General features: G+C 73.7%; 18 protein-coding genes. 15 read left to right on the plus strand and 3 right to left on the minus strand.

What is annotated here, in order from left to right:
- The 6 genes from ACGF12_RS20500 (at nucleotide 1) to ACGF12_RS20525 (ending at nucleotide 4,408) form a co-directional block, all read left to right on the plus strand.
- Nucleotides 1-1,425: a hypothetical protein gene (locus ACGF12_RS20500; protein WP_393031730.1), complete on the plus strand. Its 1,425-nt coding sequence runs from the start codon at nucleotides 1-3 to the stop codon at nucleotides 1,423-1,425.
- Nucleotides 1,426-1,579: 154 nt separating this feature from the next.
- A complete protein-coding gene (locus ACGF12_RS20505) occupies nucleotides 1,580-2,302 on the plus strand; it encodes a DUF2993 domain-containing protein (RefSeq protein ID WP_393031733.1) in 723 nt (240 codons plus the stop codon).
- Between the two features lie 269 nt (nucleotides 2,303-2,571).
- Entirely contained in the window at nucleotides 2,572-2,652 is an 81-nt protein-coding gene (locus ACGF12_RS20510) for an Ms5788A family Cys-rich leader peptide (protein WP_350517234.1), read from the plus strand.
- 235 nt (nucleotides 2,653-2,887) lie between these two features.
- The gene (locus tag ACGF12_RS20515) at nucleotides 2,888-3,724 is read left to right on the plus strand and encodes a sulfurtransferase (RefSeq protein ID WP_393031736.1); all 837 of its coding nucleotides are present in this window, start codon (nucleotides 2,888-2,890) and stop codon (nucleotides 3,722-3,724) included.
- Between the two features lie 39 nt (nucleotides 3,725-3,763).
- Nucleotides 3,764-4,054 carry a DUF1416 domain-containing protein gene (locus ACGF12_RS20520; protein WP_030059605.1) on the plus strand — a complete coding sequence of 97 codons (291 nt, stop codon included), beginning with the start codon at nucleotides 3,764-3,766 and terminating at the stop codon, nucleotides 4,052-4,054.
- A gap of 63 nt (nucleotides 4,055-4,117) precedes the next feature.
- Nucleotides 4,118-4,408 (plus strand): DUF3099 domain-containing protein, encoded by a 291-nt coding sequence (locus ACGF12_RS20525; RefSeq protein WP_393031739.1) that lies wholly within the window; start codon nucleotides 4,118-4,120, stop codon nucleotides 4,406-4,408.
- Nucleotides 4,409-4,445: 37 nt separating this feature from the next.
- On the opposite strand, the gene ACGF12_RS20530 is transcribed toward ACGF12_RS20525, so the two are convergent.
- Nucleotides 4,446-4,808, minus strand: a complete 363-nt coding sequence (locus ACGF12_RS20530; RefSeq protein WP_393031742.1) for a DsrE family protein — start codon at nucleotides 4,806-4,808, stop codon at nucleotides 4,446-4,448.
- Between the two features lie 371 nt (nucleotides 4,809-5,179).
- On the opposite strand from ACGF12_RS20530, the gene ACGF12_RS20535 reads away from it, so the two are divergent.
- The 3 genes from ACGF12_RS20535 to ACGF12_RS20545 all read left to right on the plus strand — a co-directional run bounded on the left by ACGF12_RS20535 (nucleotide 5,180) and on the right by ACGF12_RS20545 (nucleotide 7,341).
- Nucleotides 5,180-5,782 (plus strand): FABP family protein, encoded by a 603-nt coding sequence (locus tag ACGF12_RS20535; RefSeq protein WP_393031745.1) that lies wholly within the window; start codon nucleotides 5,180-5,182, stop codon nucleotides 5,780-5,782.
- 112 nt (nucleotides 5,783-5,894) lie between these two features.
- Nucleotides 5,895-6,359: a Fur family transcriptional regulator gene (locus ACGF12_RS20540; protein WP_393031748.1), complete on the plus strand. Its 465-nt coding sequence runs from the start codon at nucleotides 5,895-5,897 to the stop codon at nucleotides 6,357-6,359.
- Nucleotides 6,360-6,369: 10 nt separating this feature from the next.
- Nucleotides 6,370-7,341 carry a YgfZ/GcvT domain-containing protein gene (locus tag ACGF12_RS20545; protein WP_393031751.1) on the plus strand — a complete coding sequence of 324 codons (972 nt, stop codon included), beginning with the start codon at nucleotides 6,370-6,372 and terminating at the stop codon, nucleotides 7,339-7,341.
- A gap of 12 nt (nucleotides 7,342-7,353) precedes the next feature.
- Here the strand turns inward: ACGF12_RS20545 and dtd are convergent, their stop codons facing one another.
- Nucleotides 7,354-7,794: a D-aminoacyl-tRNA deacylase gene (gene dtd, locus ACGF12_RS20550; RefSeq protein ID WP_393031754.1), complete on the minus strand. Its 441-nt coding sequence runs from the start codon at nucleotides 7,792-7,794 to the stop codon at nucleotides 7,354-7,356.
- A gap of 487 nt (nucleotides 7,795-8,281) precedes the next feature.
- Between dtd and ACGF12_RS20555 the strand changes: the two genes are divergently transcribed.
- The 3 genes from ACGF12_RS20555 (at nucleotide 8,282) to ACGF12_RS20565 (ending at nucleotide 10,277) form a co-directional block, all read left to right on the plus strand.
- Complete coding sequence (locus tag ACGF12_RS20555) at nucleotides 8,282-8,926, plus strand: ABC transporter substrate-binding protein (protein WP_393031757.1); 645 nt, start codon at nucleotides 8,282-8,284, stop codon at nucleotides 8,924-8,926.
- 72 nt (nucleotides 8,927-8,998) lie between these two features.
- Nucleotides 8,999-9,958, plus strand: coding sequence for an asparaginase (locus ACGF12_RS20560; protein WP_393031760.1), 960 nt, complete (start codon nucleotides 8,999-9,001; stop codon nucleotides 9,956-9,958).
- A gap of 109 nt (nucleotides 9,959-10,067) precedes the next feature.
- Nucleotides 10,068-10,277, plus strand: coding sequence for a dodecin (locus tag ACGF12_RS20565; RefSeq protein WP_030288965.1), 210 nt, complete (start codon nucleotides 10,068-10,070; stop codon nucleotides 10,275-10,277).
- A 142-nt stretch (nucleotides 10,278-10,419) separates the two neighbouring features.
- On the opposite strand, the gene ACGF12_RS20570 is transcribed toward ACGF12_RS20565, so the two are convergent.
- On the minus strand, nucleotides 10,420-10,911 hold the full coding sequence (locus ACGF12_RS20570; protein WP_030244505.1) for an inorganic diphosphatase: 492 nt from the start codon (nucleotides 10,909-10,911) through the stop codon (nucleotides 10,420-10,422).
- A 142-nt stretch (nucleotides 10,912-11,053) separates the two neighbouring features.
- On the opposite strand from ACGF12_RS20570, the gene dacB reads away from it, so the two are divergent.
- From dacB to tilS, 3 genes are all read left to right on the plus strand, one after another.
- The gene (gene dacB, locus ACGF12_RS20575) at nucleotides 11,054-12,610 is read left to right on the plus strand and encodes a D-alanyl-D-alanine carboxypeptidase/D-alanyl-D-alanine-endopeptidase (protein WP_393031763.1); all 1,557 of its coding nucleotides are present in this window, start codon (nucleotides 11,054-11,056) and stop codon (nucleotides 12,608-12,610) included.
- A 262-nt stretch (nucleotides 12,611-12,872) separates the two neighbouring features.
- The gene (locus ACGF12_RS20580) at nucleotides 12,873-14,057 is read left to right on the plus strand and encodes a zinc-dependent metalloprotease (RefSeq protein WP_393031766.1); all 1,185 of its coding nucleotides are present in this window, start codon (nucleotides 12,873-12,875) and stop codon (nucleotides 14,055-14,057) included.
- A gap of 336 nt (nucleotides 14,058-14,393) precedes the next feature.
- Nucleotides 14,394-15,521, plus strand: coding sequence for a tRNA lysidine(34) synthetase TilS (gene tilS, locus ACGF12_RS20585; protein ID WP_393031769.1), 1,128 nt, complete (start codon nucleotides 14,394-14,396; stop codon nucleotides 15,519-15,521).
- The last annotated feature ends 61 nt before the right edge of the window (nucleotides 15,522-15,582 follow it).

The following is a 15,582-nucleotide window of genomic DNA, read 5'->3' on the forward strand; positions in this document are numbered from 1 at the left end:
GTGACGGACATGAACAACCCGAACCACGGCGGCTACGGCAACTGGCCGCAGCAGCCCCAGCAGCCCCAGCAGCCCTATCCGCACCCGCAGTACGGGCAGCACCACCCGCAGCCGCACCCGTTCGGCTATCCGGTGGACGACGAGGCGGCGACCACGCTGCTGCCGCCGGTGCCCCCGATGGACGACGCGGCGGCCACCACGCTGCTCCCGCCCGTCCCGCCGATGGACGACGCGGCCGCGACCACGCTGCTGCCGCCGGTGCCCCCGATGGACGACGCGGCCGCGACCACGCTGCTCCCGCCCGTCCCGCCGATGGACGACGCGGCGGCCACCACGCTGCTGCCGCCGGTCACGGTCTCCGGTGCGATGCCGGTAGCCCCGCCGCAGCACCTCGGACGGCCGCCGGTGCAGCAGCAGCCGTTCCCGCAGCAGCAGCCGTACCAGCAGCAGCCGACCCGGGCGCGGCACCGGGCCCCGGCGCCGCAGCCCGCCCCGCAGCAGGCCGCCGCGTCCGCGGCGCCCATGCCGCCCGCGGCTCCCGCGGCCCCTGCCGGGCCCGGCTTCGACCCGCCGACCATGACGCTCAAGCGCCCGACCGCCCCGTTGCCCGGCCAGGTGCCCGGCATGCCCGGCGCTCCCGGTGCCCAGCCGTACGCGGCCGCCCCGGCGCAGCCGCTGCCGGTCGCCCCGCCGCCCGCCGCCGCCCCGCGCGGCCGGACCGGTTCGCCGATCATCGACCCGGGCCTGCAGCCCGCCCTGATCACGGCCGGCGTGGCCGCGCTGCTGGCCGGCGGCGCCGCGCTGGGCCAGGTGGCGCTGGCCCTGGTGGTCGCGCTGCTGCAGCTGCTGACGGCGGCCGGCTGGTTCCGGCTGAACGGCATGTGGCCGGCCCGCCAGGGCATCCTGCTCGCCGCGCTGGCCGGGCTCACCGCCGACGTGGCGGTGCTGCTGGCGGACTCCAACGGCGGTGTGGCGGCCGTGGTGGGCACCCTGGGCGGGTTCTTCCTGCTGGTCCTGGTGCTGCAGACGTTCCGCCCGTCGGACCCGAAGGAGCGCTTCTACGCGCTGACCGTGCTGGGCTCGGCCACCGTGGTGACGGCGCTGTGCACCATGCTGCTGCTGGCGGAGTGGGTGCCGGCCGGGGTGGGCGCGGTCGCGCTGGCCACCCTGCTGGCGGCGGCGCCGCTGCCCGGTCCGAAGCAGCTGGGCCCGGTGCTGGGCCTGGTCGCGGCGGTGCTGCTGGGCTTCCTGGTGGGCGCGCCGCTGGCCCTGGGGGCGCTCGCCGGGCTGGGCGCGCTGGTCGGCCGCCGGGTCGCGGCGTACGACTTCCCGTCCCGCTTCGTGCACATGACGGCGGGCGTGGCGCTGCCGCTGGCGGTGTCCGCGCCGCTGATCTGGATCGCCACCGACCTGCTGGCCGGCTGAGCCGGGTACGTCACTTCGATCTCCCGCCCCGGAACCACGTTCCGGGGCGGGACGTCGTACGGTCGTGCGGGAGCGGCCGCGTCAGGGCGGCCGCCAGGGAACAGCGACAGACCACAGCGGACGACGACAGCGACCGGCGATGACGGGGGACACGATGCGCGGATGGCTGAAGGCGACGATCGCCCTGGTGGTGCTCTCCGGGCTGCTGGTGGGCGCCGACCGGATCGCGGTCGGGGTGGCCGAGGACGAGGCCGCCGACCGGATGGTGAAGAGCGGCCAGATGAGCCAGCGGCCGGACGTGACGATCGAGGGCTTCCCGTTCCTGACCCAGGTGATCTCGAAGAAGCTGGACGACGTCCGGATCTCCTCGGACGGCCTGACGGTCCAGAACAACGGCCACCAGGTGGCGCTGCACTCCTTCAAGGCCAAGCTCTCCGGGGTCGAGGTGAGCGACAACCTGAACAGCGCCACCGTGGACGACGGCACCGGCAGCGGCGTGATCTCCTACCAGGACCTCGCCCAGCTGCTGCCGCCGGCCTCCGAGCTGCTGGGCGGCGCCCCGCTGCCGGGCGGCGGCAACTCCCGGCTGAGCCTGTCGTACGGCGGGCCGGGCAAGATCAAGGCCTCGCTGGGGCCGGTCTCGGTCGGCGAGGCGACCGTGCACAACGAGGGCAACACCATCACCGTGGACGGCCTCAAGCTGAGCTCGCTGGCCGAGATGCTCGCCGGGTTCACCAACCGGAAGATCCAGCCGGCCAGTTTCACCCTCGACTCGATGCCGGCCGGGCTGAAGCTGGCCGAGAAGGACGGCGCGACGCCGTTGCCGGAGGGCCTCCAGCTGTCCTTCGAGGGCAAGGGCGTCAAGCTGCTGGGCTGACGCGGCCCCGCTCCGTCTCCGTCCCGCCTCCGTTCCGCCTCCGTTCCGCCTCCGTCCCGCCTCCGTCCCGCCTCCGTTCCGCTCCGCGAGACGCGCTGTCCAGCGCGGACCGCGGAGCGGTTCCGTTCCGCCCGTTGTGTGCCGCGGCCGGGAGCCCGGCCGGTGCCCGCTTGGTCGCATCCCAGCCAAATCCCGGTATTCGGTCGTTTCGATCTCGATATTCGATACGCTAATGACAGCGGGCCTCGGGTGTCCCTAGCATCGTCGGCATGAAGCGACAGACGGATCTCACGAAGCGGCGGGCGGTCGACCTGTGCCGCGTGGCCGCCTGTCTGTGTCGAATGCGCTAAGTCGGCATCCTGGCAGGGCAGTTGACGCCCGCCGCCGATCTCTACGGCGACCTCGCCCGGCTGTTCGGGCCAGCAGTTGCCGCCGTACTCCGCAACTCCCCGCCCGGCCGTCCCGGTTCACCCCATCCGTCCCATCATTCGGACAGGATTTCGGACCGCATCCGTCCGGACACCCCCGCAGCACCCCTGCTGAGCAGCACCTTCCGCCAACCGCCCTCGGATGGAGAACATCACCATGAGCCGCAGCGACGTCCTGGTCGACGCCGACTGGGTCCAGGCCCGCCTGGACGACCCGAAGGTCGTCATCGTCGAGGTCGACGAGGACACCTCCGCGTACGACAAGAACCACATCCGCAACGCCGTCCGGATCGACTGGAAGAAGGACCTCCAGGACCCGGTCCGTCGCGACTTCATCGACCAGGCCGGCTTCGAGGCGCTGCTCAGCGCCAAGGGCATCGCCAACGACGACACCGTCGTGCTCTACGGCGGCAACAACAACTGGTTCGCCTCGTACGCCTACTGGTACTTCAAGCTGTACGGCCACGGCGACGTCCGCCTGCTGGACGGCGGCCGCAAGAAGTGGGAGCTGGACTCCCGCGACCTGGTCTCCGAGGTCCCGGCCCGCCCGGCCACCGAGTACGCGGCGCAGCCCGCCGACGCCTCGATCCGCGCCTTCCGCGACGACGTGATCGCCGCCATCGGCACCCTCAACCTGGTCGACGTCCGCTCGCCCGACGAGTTCTCCGGCAAGCTGCTCGCCCCGGCCCACCTCCCGCAGGAGCAGTCGCAGCGCCCCGGCCACGTGCCGAGCGCCCGCAACATCCCGTGGGCCAAGAACGCCAACGACGACGGCACCTTCAAGAGCGACGAGGAGCTCAAGGCCCTGTACGAGGCCGAGGGCATCGACCTGGCGAAGGACACCATCGCCTACTGCCGGATCGGCGAGCGCTCCGCGCTCACCTGGTTCGTGCTGCACGAGCTGCTCGACCAGCAGAACGTGAAGAACTACGACGGTTCGTGGACCGAGTACGGCAGCCTGGTCGGCGTGCCGATCGAGCTCGGCAGCAACTGAGCCTCCGGCTCGACCTGTAAGTCAGAAGGGAAGACAGACATGTGCGGTGCGAAGGCCGGCGGCCCGGACCTGGCAGGAGTTGACGTGGCGAACGAGACGATCATCCAGGGTTCGGTGACCCGCGACGGTGAGCCGGTCAACGGCTACGTCCGGCTGCTGGACGAGGGCGGCGAGTTCACCGCCGAGGTGCCCACCTCGGCGACCGGCCAGTTCCGGTTCTTCGCCCGCCCGGGCAAGTGGACCCTGCGGGCGCTGGTCCCGGGCCAGACCGTGGACCGTCAGGTGGTGGCCTCCCAGGGCACCGCCGTCGAGGTCGCGATCGCGGTCTGACCGGATCGGACGATCACCCCGAGGGCCCTGCCGCGGCAGGGCCCTCGGCCGTACCGTGGAGAGGTGCAGGGAAGGCGTCGGCGGCGTTTCTACTTCGCCATGATGGGCGTGTGCCTGGGCCTCTTCGTCATGGCCTGGGGCGTGGTGCGGTTCTTCTCGGTGGGTGCCGCGGTCGCCCTGTGCGTGGTCGCGATGGTCATCCCGCCGGCCGCCGCGGTGTTCGCCAACAAGCGGGACCCGGACGACGACTGGTGGAACGACCCGCGCTGGGACGACCCGAAGTGGGACGACCCCGGTCACGACCGGGACCGCCCCGACCACGAGCCGCGCGACTCCTCGGGAGGACGGCCCTAGGCCAGGCAGGCCTCAGGGGCCGGAGAGGTCCGGAGGCCTAGTACACGAGCGCCTGGACGCCGTCCGACATGATCTCGCTGACGAATACCTGCGCGCCCGCGATCCGGACGCCCTCGACCATGTCCTTCTGCTCGATCCCGCGCCGGGCCGCGCACTGGGTGCACAGCGTCACGGAGCCGGCCGCCAGGATCGACTCCAGCAGGTCCGGCAGCGGCGCCGCGTGCGGCAGCTCGAACTCCGCTGCCTTCCCCGGCAGGGCGAACCAGGAGGACTCCCCGGTCAGCCAGAGCGAGACCTCGATCCCGCTGGCGACGGCCACGGCCGCCACCGTGAACGCCTGCGAGCACCGCTCCGGCGCGTCCGCCCCGGCGGTGACCTTGATGACGAGCTTCTTCGACATGGCGCCACCTTAGAGGTCCCGCCGTCCCGGCCCGCCGTCATCCCGGAATCCCTTGGGTAAACCTTGGGCCCCTTGGGGAAACCTTGAGCGGCGCCGGAGCGCGGGGGGCGCGAACCACGACGTGGCGGGGCTCACCGCGACCGGCCGAAGCCCGGCGGATAGAGTGAGCGCCAGCAAAATCCACCACACTGTCGCCGCCTGGGAGCCCCCCGTGTCCGGTCTGGAAATGTTCTTCGACGGTCTGCTGGCCTTCATGGCCGTGCTGATCACCTGGTTCGCCATCTTCTCGGTGATGAAGCTGTACCAGGGCCAGCGCTGAGTCTGCCGTACGGTTGAGGCAGACCGCACCGACCACGACAGCGACCAGGAACATGATCGAGATCCCCTCTGACCTCCACAAGGACGTCGTCCCGCTCGCCTTCCTCCTCGGCACCTGGGAGGGCGCGGGCGTCTACGCCCCTCTGCCTAATGAGGGGGGCCCGGGCACGGAGAAGTGCAACTTCGGCCAGGAGATCGTGATCCGTCACGACGGCCGGCCCTTCCTGGAGTTCCGCTCCCGCACCTGGGTGCTGGACGAGGAGGGCGAGAAGGTCCGTCCGCTGGAGAACGAGCACGCCTTCTGGCGCATCACCAGCAACACCGACGGCACCACCGGCGCCCGCGGGATCGAGATCTCCTCCGTCCGCGACGACGGCACGGTCGAGATCTGGTACGGCGAGCTGGCCGACGGCAAGCCTCAGGTCGACGTCTCCACCGACGCGGTGGCCCGGATCGAGGGCTCCCCGGAGTACTCCGGCGGCAAGCGGCTGTACGGCTTCGTCAACGGTGAGCTGCTCTGGGTCGGCGAGAAGGCCGCCCCGAACGTGCCGCTGCGCCCGTACATGTCCGCGCAGCTGAAGAAGGTGCTCAGCCCGGCGCAGCTGATCAAGGACATCAACGACCTGCCGGACGACGGCATCGCCTTCTTCAAGTAGACACAGCTCAAGTAGGCACAGCTCACGTCAGGCCCGCGCACGAGGTAGGGACCGGCCCGCGGCCGGTCCCTACACTTGCATCAGGACCCCCGACCTTGACAGGGACAGCACCGTGGCGGACACCGGCACCACCGACTGGCAGCTCTCCGGCGACTGGAAGGCCGACCTGCGCGAGCGCGGCTACCGGCTGACCCCGCAGCGGCAGCTCGTGCTGGAGGCCGTCGACGTCCTCGACCACGCCACCCCCGACGACATCCTCTGCCACGTCCGCAAGACCGCCAGCGGCGTCAACATCTCCACCGTCTACCGGACCCTGGAGCTGCTGGAGGAGCTGGGCCTGGTCTCGCACGCCCACCTCGGCCACGGCGCCCCGACCTACCACCTGGCCGGCCGCCACCACCACCTGCACCTGGTCTGCCGGGACTGCGAGAAGGTCACCGAGACCGGCACCGAGATCGCCCAGCCGCTGATCGACCGGCTGCGCGAGGAGCACGGCTTCGACACCGACCTCAAGCATTTCGCCATCTTCGGCCGCTGCGCCGACTGCGCCGCCGGGCGCGTGGACGGCCGGTCGTAAGCTGGCCGGTATGACCGGTGAGAAGAGCCCGCTGCTTGCCCTGCCCGGAGCCGTCCCCGCCGAGGGGGCCGACGAGGGTGTCGCCGCCCACTACGGCGACATCTTCCGCGAGCAACGGAACCTGTCACAGGGCGCCGGCTTCGTGGACCTCTCGCACCGCGGGGTGGTCACCGTCACCGGCGACGACCGGCTCTCCTGGCTGCACCTGCTGCTCACCCAGCACGTCAGCGAGCTGCGGCCGCAGCACGCCACCGAGGCGCTGGTGCTCTCCCCGCACGGGCACGTGGAGCACGCGCTCTACCTGGTCGACGACGGCACCACCACCTGGGCGCACGTCGAGCCGGGCACCCAGGGCGCGCTGGTCGCCTACCTGGAGAGCATGAAGTTCTTCTACCGGGTGGAGGTCGCCGACGCGACCGCCGACTACGCCCTGGTCCACCTGCCGGCCGGCTCCACCGCCTCCGTCGAGGGCGCCGCCGCCGTGCGCGAACTCCCCTACGGTCGGGACCTGTTCCTGCCGCGCGCGGAGCTGGAGGAGCTCACCGCCGGGTACGGCCCGGCGGCCGGGGTCTGGGCGTACGAGGCGCTGCGGATCGAGGGCCACCGGCCCCGGCTGGGCTTCGAGACCGACCACCGGACCATCCCGCACGAGGTGGACTGGCTGCGCACCGCCGTCCACCTGCAGAAGGGCTGCTACCGCGGCCAGGAGACCGTCGCCCGGGTGCACAACCTGGGCCGCCCGCCGCGCCGGCTGGTCTTCCTGCACCTGGACGGCACCGAGGAGACCCTGCCCCCGCACGGCACCGAGGTGCGGCTGGCCGCCGACCCGGACGGGCGGGCGCTGGGCTTCGTGACCTCCTCGGCCCGGCACCACGAGCTGGGGCCGATCGCGCTGGCGATCGTCAAGCGGAACGTCCCGGTGGACGCGGTGCTGCTGGCCGGGACGGTGCCGGGCACCCAGGACGTGATCGTCCCGCAGTAGCGGATCCGGGACTCAGACCTCGACGAGGACGGTGAACGGGCCGTCGTTCACCAGCGCCACCTGCATGTCGGCGCCGAACCGGCCCGTCTCCACCTTGGCGCCCAGCGCGCGCAGCTGGGCGACCACCTCGTCCACCAATGGCTCGGCGACCGGCCCGGGGGCGGCGGCGGTCCAGGTGGGGCGGCGGCCCTTGCGGGCGTCCCCGTAGAGGGTGAACTGGCTGATCACCAGCAGCGGGCCGCCGATGTCCGAGCAACTCTGCTCCACGCCCTCCTCGTCGGCCGACAGGATCCGCAAGGTCCAGAGCTTGCGGGCCAGCTGGGCCGCCTTCGCCGGGGTGTCCTCGTGGGTGACGCCGACCAGGACGCACAGCCCGGGCCCCTCGATCGCGCCGACGGTCTCTCCGGCCACGGTCACCCGGGCCTCGGTCACTCGCTGCACCACTGCTCGCATGCCGCCATTGTGCCGGAGCGCCGCACCGCCCCCGTAGCCCCTCGGGGCACACGTCTGGGGCGCACGTCTGGGGCGCGCGCAGGGATGGCACGCGCCGTGCGGCGCGCGCCTGCGCAGGTTCGGGCGCGCTTCTTCCTGCGGAAAGGGCCGGTCATATCAGCCACCCCCGTTCGCCAGGGGGCCGTTCGGGTGCACGGGCGGTGCGCGCGCGCCGGGTGGGGTGGCACGCTGGGGAACCGTACGAAGGGCCCGGCGCGCCTGGAGGTCCGCCGCACCGGGCCCGGGTTCGGCCGGGCGGTCGAGCCGGTAGGTCAGGCGTTCTGGCCGGGTCGCCCCGGCGGGTGGTTCCAGCCGGGGGACGGAACCCTTCGGGGCCCCCGGGCGTGCCAACGGACGGGACGCGCGGGCCCGTCGGGGGACGGGCCGGACCGGCGGCAGGGACGGGGTGCCGCGAGCGGGCGGGATCGGACGACGGCAGGTGGGCTGGATGATGGACGCGAGCAGCGCGGCGCGGAACCGCTCCGGACAGGCGGCGCAGGCCCCCGGGGACCCTTCCTGGGCGGCCGTCCCGGACGGCGAACCCGAACTGGAGCGGCTGGGCCTGGACCAGCTGCGGGTGCTGCGCCGGGAGACCCTGGAGCAGGAGGCCGACCTGTCCTACCTGCGGCGGCTGCTGCACGGACGGATGGACATCCTGCGCGCCGAACTCGACCGGCGCCCCGGCTGCGGCCCCGCCCACCCCGCCCGGACGGGCGGCGAGGGGAGCGGCGCCCCGCCGACCGGCGAGGGTCGCGGCGGCGACCTGCTGGACCGGCTGCCGGCCATCCTGACCGACGCGCCCTCCGCCGTGCGGCGCTCCGCCCGGCACGTCACCCTCGGCCCGCCGCGCACCCAGGAGTCCCAGCTGGAGGCGGACGCGCTGATGGGCGACGTCCAGCTCGCCGACCTCGCCGCGCACCCCGCCGAGGAGCTGTCGGCCGCCCTGGAGCGGCTGCGCGCGCACGAGCGCGAGGTCTCCGGGCGGCGCCAGCGGCTGCTGCGGACGGCCGACGGTTGCAATGCCGAGATCACCCGCAGGTACCGTGATGGGGAAGCACGGGTCGACGACCTGCTCTCGGAGAGGCCGCTCTGACCGGGTGAGTCGTCGAGGGCGGGTGCGGTCCGGCTTCCTCCCGGTCCACCCTCGCCCCGGAAGGCTCCCCCGATGTCCCAGTCCGCCACCCCGCCCGTGCTCGCCGAGGTCATACGCTCGGGCTTCACCGAGGGCCGCCACCACGGCTCGCTGGTCCTGCTCGCCGCCGACGGCTCGGTGGAGTTCGCGCTGGGCGACCCCGACGCGCCGGTCTTCCCCCGCTCGACGGCCAAGCCGTTCCAGGCGGTGGCCACCCTGCGGGCCGGGCTGGCGATCGAGGGCGAGCTGCTGGCACTGGCGGCCTCCAGTCACTCCGCGGAATCGTTTCACCTGGACGGGGTCCGGGCCATCCTCGGCTCCGCCGGACTCGACGAGACCGCCCTGCGGACCCCGGCCGACCTTCCGCTGGACGAGACCGAGGCGGAGCTGCTGCTCGGCACCGGCGGCCGCCGCGCCCCGATCCTGATGGACTGCTCCGGCAAGCACGCCGGCTGGCTGGCCGCCTGCGTCGCCAACGGCTGGGACACCGAGGGCTACCTCGACCCGGCCCACCCGATCCAGCGCCTGGCCCGCGAGGCCCTGGAGGAGGGCACCGGCGAGGCCCCCGCGCACGCCGGTGTGGACGGCTGCGGTGCCCCGCTGCTGGCCGTGACGCTGACCGGCCTGGCCCGCGGCTACCGCGGCCTGGTGCTGGCCGCCGAGGGCACCGCGCCGCGCCGCGTGGCCGACGCGATGCGCGCCCACCCCGAGTACGTGGCCGGCACCCGTCGGGCCGACACCTGGCTGATGCGGGCCGTCCCGGGCGCACTGTCCAAGATGGGCGCCGAGGCCGTCCAGGTGGTCGCGTTGCCGGACGGGCGGGCGCTCGCCTTCAAGATCGACGACGGCGCCGAGCGAGCCCGCGGGCCGGTGCTGGCGGCCGCGCTGCGCCGGCTCGGGGTGACCGGCGTGGAGGACACCGTCGAGCGGATCGGCGCGGCCCCGCTGCTCGGCGGCGGTGTCCCGGTCGGGCAGGTCCGGGCGGCGTTCTAGGGCGCGCCCTGGCACCTCCCGGACACCCGCCGACGGCCGTCGGGGTGCGGGCCGGGCGGGGGCGGTGCACGGTGGACCCGGGGCCGTCGCACAGCTGAGGGAGTCCGCCATGACCGACCATGTGTACCGGGTGACCGAGATCGTCGGGTCCTCGACCGAGAGCGTCGACGCCGCGATCCGCAACGGGGTGGAACGGGCCTCCCGGACGCTGCGCAACCTCGACTGGTTCGAGGTCTCGCAGGTCCGGGGCCATCTGGAGGACGGCCGGATCAAGCACTACCAGGTGTGCATCAAGGTCGGCTTCCGGCTGGAGGACTGAGCCCCGGAAGCGGCGGACCGGGACGGCGCACCGGGCCCGGACACGACAGAGGCCGGGGTCCGCGGACGAATCCGTGGGCCCCGGCCCCAGCTGTCCCGACCTGCCTCGAACCGTCCTGGTCGAGCGGGATCGGAACGACGGTTCAGTGACCGCCCTGCTCCGCGAGACGCTTGATCGAAGCGGTGACCTCGGCCTCGGCCTCGGCGCGGCCGACCCAGTTGGCGCCCTCGACGGACTTGCCCGGCTCCAGGTCCTTGTAGACCTCGAAGAAGTGCTGGATCTCCAGGCGGTCGAACTCCGACACGTGGTGGATGTCGCGCAGGTGCTCCCAGCGCGGGTCCGTCGCCGGGACGCAGAGCAGCTTGTCGTCGCCGCCGGCCTCGTCGGTCATCTGGAACATGCCGATGGCGCGGCACTTGATCAGGCAGCCCGGGAAGGTCGGCTCGTCCAGGATGACCAGGGCGTCCAGCGGGTCGCCGTCCTCGCCGAGCGTGCCCTCGACGTAGCCGTAGTCGGCCGGGTAGCGGGTCGAGGTGAAGAGCATCCGGTCGAGCCGCAGACGGCCGGTCTCGTGGTCGACCTCGTACTTGTTACGAGAGCCCTTCGGGATTTCGATAAGGACGTCGAACTCCAACGGTTCCTCCAAGGTAGGGACTGACAGAATCCAAGTGTCTCCTACGGGAGTGAGTGCTCAGGAAAGGGGCCGGTCGGTGGTAGCTGGGGGAGGGGCGGCGCGCCGCCGCAGGGGGACGGCCGCGGGACTGTTCGGAGCGGCCTTGTTGGTCGCCGGAACCGTCCTGACCGCGGGCGGTGCGTATGCGCAACCGTCCCCGACCCCCGGCGGGCACAGCGCCGGGCAGGGCGAGGACGACAACAGCCAGGGCGACCAGGGCGACCAGGGCAGCCAGGGCGACCAGGGCGGCAAGCAGGGCGACCACGGGAAGGGCAAGCCCCGTACGGGAGAGAGTCCGAGCGCAGGCCCCAGCCGTCGGGCCGAACCGCCCGCCGCCACGCCCGGTGGCAGCGGTTCGCCGCTCGCGCACCCGCTGCCCGCGACGGGCGCCGTCCTGGCCACCGCGGAGAACGGCCCGGAGGCCGCCGTCCCCACCGCCCAGGGCCTGCAGCAGGCGCTCGCCCCCGCCCTCGCGGACAAGAACCTGGGCACCGTGACGATCGCCGTCGCGGACGCCGCCGGTGGTCAGCTCCTGTACGGCTCCGGGGAGAACACCGCGGCCACCCCCGCCTCCACCACCAAGCTGGCCACCACGGTCGCGGCCCTGTCGCTGATTCCCGGTGACGCCCGGCTCACCACCCGGGTGGTCCGCGGCGCGGACCCGGGCACCGTCACCCTGGTCGGCGGCGGGGACCCGACGCTCACCGCGCTGCCCGTCGACCAGGTGCAGATCGGCGGCCAGCCCGCCAACGCCGACACCGCCCCCGCCTCGCTGGAGGCGCTCGCCCGGCAGACCGCCGCCGCGCTCAGAGCGGCCGGCACCACCACGGTCAAGCTGGACTACGACCTGTCCATGTACGCGGGCAACCCGGCGCACAGGACGAACCCCGACAACCACAACATCGCCCTGGTCGTCCCGCTGATGGTGGATGAGGCCAAGGTCGACCCCAAGAGCCGGGAGGAGGCCCCGGAGCGGGTTGCCGACCCGGCCGGCGCGGCCGCCGAGGCCTTCGCCAAGCTGCTCGCCGCCCAGGGCGTCACCGTCGAGGGCAGGGCCAAGCCGGCCGCCGCCCCGGCCGCCGCCGACGCCCCAGTCCTCGGCAAGGTCGACTCGCCGACCATCGCCCGGCTGGTCGAGCGCGCGCTGACCACCTCCGACAACCAGCTCGCCGAGGCGATCGCCCGTCAGGTCGCCCTGGCCGTCCACCAGCCGGGCAGCTTCGAGGGTGCGGCGACCGCCGTCACCCAGGAGCTCGCCAAGCTCGGGGTGCCGATGGCCGGCGTGGTCCTCAACGACGGCAGCGGCCTGCACTCCGGCAACGCGATACCGCCGGCCGTACTGGTCCGGCTCCTGGCCCTGGCCGCCTCCGAGCAGCACCCCACCCTGCGCCCGGTCCTCACCGGCCTCCCGGTCGCCGGATTCACCGGCACTCTCGACAAGCGCTACGGCTCCGGCTCCGGCGCCGCCGACGCGGCCGGCCTGATCCGCGCCAAGACCGGCACCCTCAGCAACGTCAACACTCTGGCCGGCACCGTCGTCGACGCCGACGGCCGCCTCCTCGCCTTCGCCGTGATGACCCGCACCTCCGCCCCCGCCGACACCGCGCGCGCCGCCATGGACCGCATCGCCGCCCACCTCGCCGCCTGCGGCTGCCACTGATCGCTCCGCGGTGGGGGAGGGCGGGGCTGCCACCGCCGCCGCTGCGGGTTCGACGGCGGCGACCTCCGACGCGGGTGGCTCCGGTGGCCGGGTTCGGGCGGGTGTGGGGGCGGGCAGGGTGGCTGCGGGGCGGGCGGATTCGCCCGCCGGCCGAGCCCGTGAACCGGTGCCTCCGTCCGGTCGTCGCGGCTCCCGGCCGGGCCGGGCGGATGTTCGGGTCGGGTGGCTGCCGTTGGTGGTGGGGAGCACGTACGGTGAGGGCATGACGAGCGCGAGTGGCGGGGCTGACATGGTCGACTGGAATCTCGCGGTCGCAACCGCGACCAGGCTGGTGCGGCCGGGGCCGGAGGTGAGCCGGGCGGAGGCGGCGGCGGTGGTCGCCGAGCTGCGCCGGCACGCCCTGGAGGCCGAGGAGCACGTGCGGGCGTTCACCGGGATGCGGTCGAGCAGTCTGACCGCGGCCGCCGCGACCCCGGTGCTGGTGGTGGACCGCCCGGGGTGGGTGCGGGCGAACGTGGCGGGTTTCCGGACGGTCGTCCAGCCGCTGGTGGAGAAGCTCCAGGCGCGCCGGGCGAACAGCGCGGCGGCGGGCGTGTTCGGCGCGGTGGGGGAGAAGGCCACCGGGATCGAGGTCGGGGCGCTGCTGGCGTTCCTGGCCACCAAGGTGCTGGGCCAGTACGAGACCTTCGCCCCGGCGGAGCCGTCGCTGGAGACACCGGACAGTCCGGCGGCGCTGTTCGACAAGCCGCGGCTGGGCCCGGAGGGCCCCGGTCCGGGCCGGCTGCTGCTGGTGGCGCCGAACATCGTGCACGTCGAGCGCGAGCTGGACGTCGACCCGTCCGACTTCCGGCTCTGGGTCTGTCTGCACGAGGAGACGCACCGGACGCAGTTCACCGCGGTGCCGTGGCTGCGCGACCACATCCAGTCCGAGGTGCAGTCCTTCCTGGCCGAGACGGACGTCGACCCGGGCGCGCTGCTGGACCGGCTGCGGGACGCGGCGGGTTCGCTGGGCGGCGGCCTGCCGGGGGCGGGCGGCCGGGAGGGCCGGGAGAGCTCCTCCTCGGCGAACCTGCTGGAGATCGTCCAGTCGCCCGCGCAGCGGGAGATCCTGGGCCGGCTGACGGCGGTGATGTCGCTGCTGGAGGGCCACGCCGACGTGGTGATGGACGGCGTCGGCCCGGCCGTGGTGCCGACCGTCGCGGAGATCAGGGAGAAGTTCCAGCAGCGCCGTGACCGCGGGGCGAACCGGCTCGACCTGATGCTGCGCCGGCTGCTCGGCATGGACGCCAAGCTGCGCCAGTACCAGGACGGTGCGGTGTTCGTCCGTGCGGTGGTGGAGCAGGTCGGCATGGAGGGGTTCAACCGGGTGTGGACCTCCCCGAACACCCTGCCGACCAAGGACGAGATCCACGACCCGGCCGCCTGGGTCGCCCGGGTCGCGCGCTGAGGGCGCTGGGAGCGCTGGGGGCGCTGAGGGCCGGGCGGGCCTGGAGGGCTGAGAGGACCTGGGGGGCTGAGAAGTCCGACAAGCCGGGACCGCCGCCGGTCGGTGGCGGTCAAACCCGCTCGTACGAGTGGTCCAATCGGGCAGATCGCGGGTGAAGATACGTTTCTCCATTCACCCGTACGTGGGACGGTGGTCGTACCGGTGGCGCGGGTGGCGTAGCGGGTCGCTCCTTTCTGCCACCATCTGTGAGCGCCCGGTAACGCGGCGCTCATGTCGGTGCGCGGTCCCCGCCGCTCCCGCCGCAGTCCTGTCCCCTCCGCCGAGGAGTCGTCCGCCGTGGGCCCTCACCCCGCCGTAGCCGCGATACGCCTGGCCGTTCGCCGTACGCTCACCGACCTCGCCGCCGAGGCCGGTACCACCTTCACCGCGCCCGTGCGCGAGCCCCGCGAGCGCCCGGCCGGGGCGCCGCTGGTCGGTGCCGCCGTCGGCACCACCCTGATCGGCAACGCCGCCCGCCACCCCTCCGGGCTGCCCCGCACCCCGGCCGCCCCCGGTTCGCCGCTGGTCCTGGTCGCGGTCAGCGGCGGCGCGGACTCGATGGCGCTGGCCATCGCCGCCGCCTTCGAGGCCCCCAAGATCGGTCTGCGGGTCGGCGCCGTTACCGTCGACCACGGCCTGCAGCCGGGCTCCGACGACCGTGCCGCCCAGGTAGCCGAGCGGCTGAGCTCGCTGGGCCTGGACCCGGTCGAGGCGGTCCCGGTGCGGGTCGGCCGCTCCGGCGGCCCCGAGGCCGCCGCCCGGGACGCCCGCTACGCCGCCCTGGACGAGGCCGCCGAGCGGCTCGGCGCGATCGCCGTGCTGCTCGGTCACACCCGGGACGACCAGGCCGAGACCGTCCTGCTGGGCCTGGCCCGCGGTTCGGGCGCCCGCTCGCTGGCCGGGATGCCGGCCCAGAAGGGCCGCTACCGCCGTCCGCTGCTGGAGCTGGACCGCGCGGCCACCCGACAGGCCTGCTCCGCCCAGGCGATCCCGGTCTGGGACGACCCGCACAACTGTGATCCCGCCTACACCCGCTCCCGGGTCCGCCACGAGGTGCTGCCGGTGCTGGAGAAGCACCTGGGCGGCGGAGTGGTGGAGGCGCTGGCCCGCACCGCCCGGCTGTTCCGCGACGACGCGGACGCCCTCGACCAGTGGGCCGCTCTGGCCGAACGCGACCTCCGTACGGGCGAAGGCGCCCTGGACGCCGTGAAACTGGCCGAACTGCCGCCCGCCGTACGGCGTCGGGTGCTGCGCCGGGCTGCGCTCCGCGCGGGCTGTCCGGCCGGGGACCTGTTCGCGCGGCACCTGGAGGCGGTGGACCAGCTGGTCACCGGATGGCGGGGTCAGGGGCCGCTGCACCTACCCGGGGGCGTCGAGGCCACCCGCAGGTGTGGCACGCTGGTCTTTCGGCGGCAGGGCGACTGAGGGCGAGGCATGTCCCGGGGGAGCCGGCCGCCGGCCACACAGACCCCGAACGTTTGAGGAC

It is taken from the genome of Kitasatospora sp. NPDC048296 (assembly GCF_043201815.1).
Classification (GTDB): domain Bacteria; phylum Actinomycetota; class Actinomycetes; order Streptomycetales; family Streptomycetaceae; genus Kitasatospora.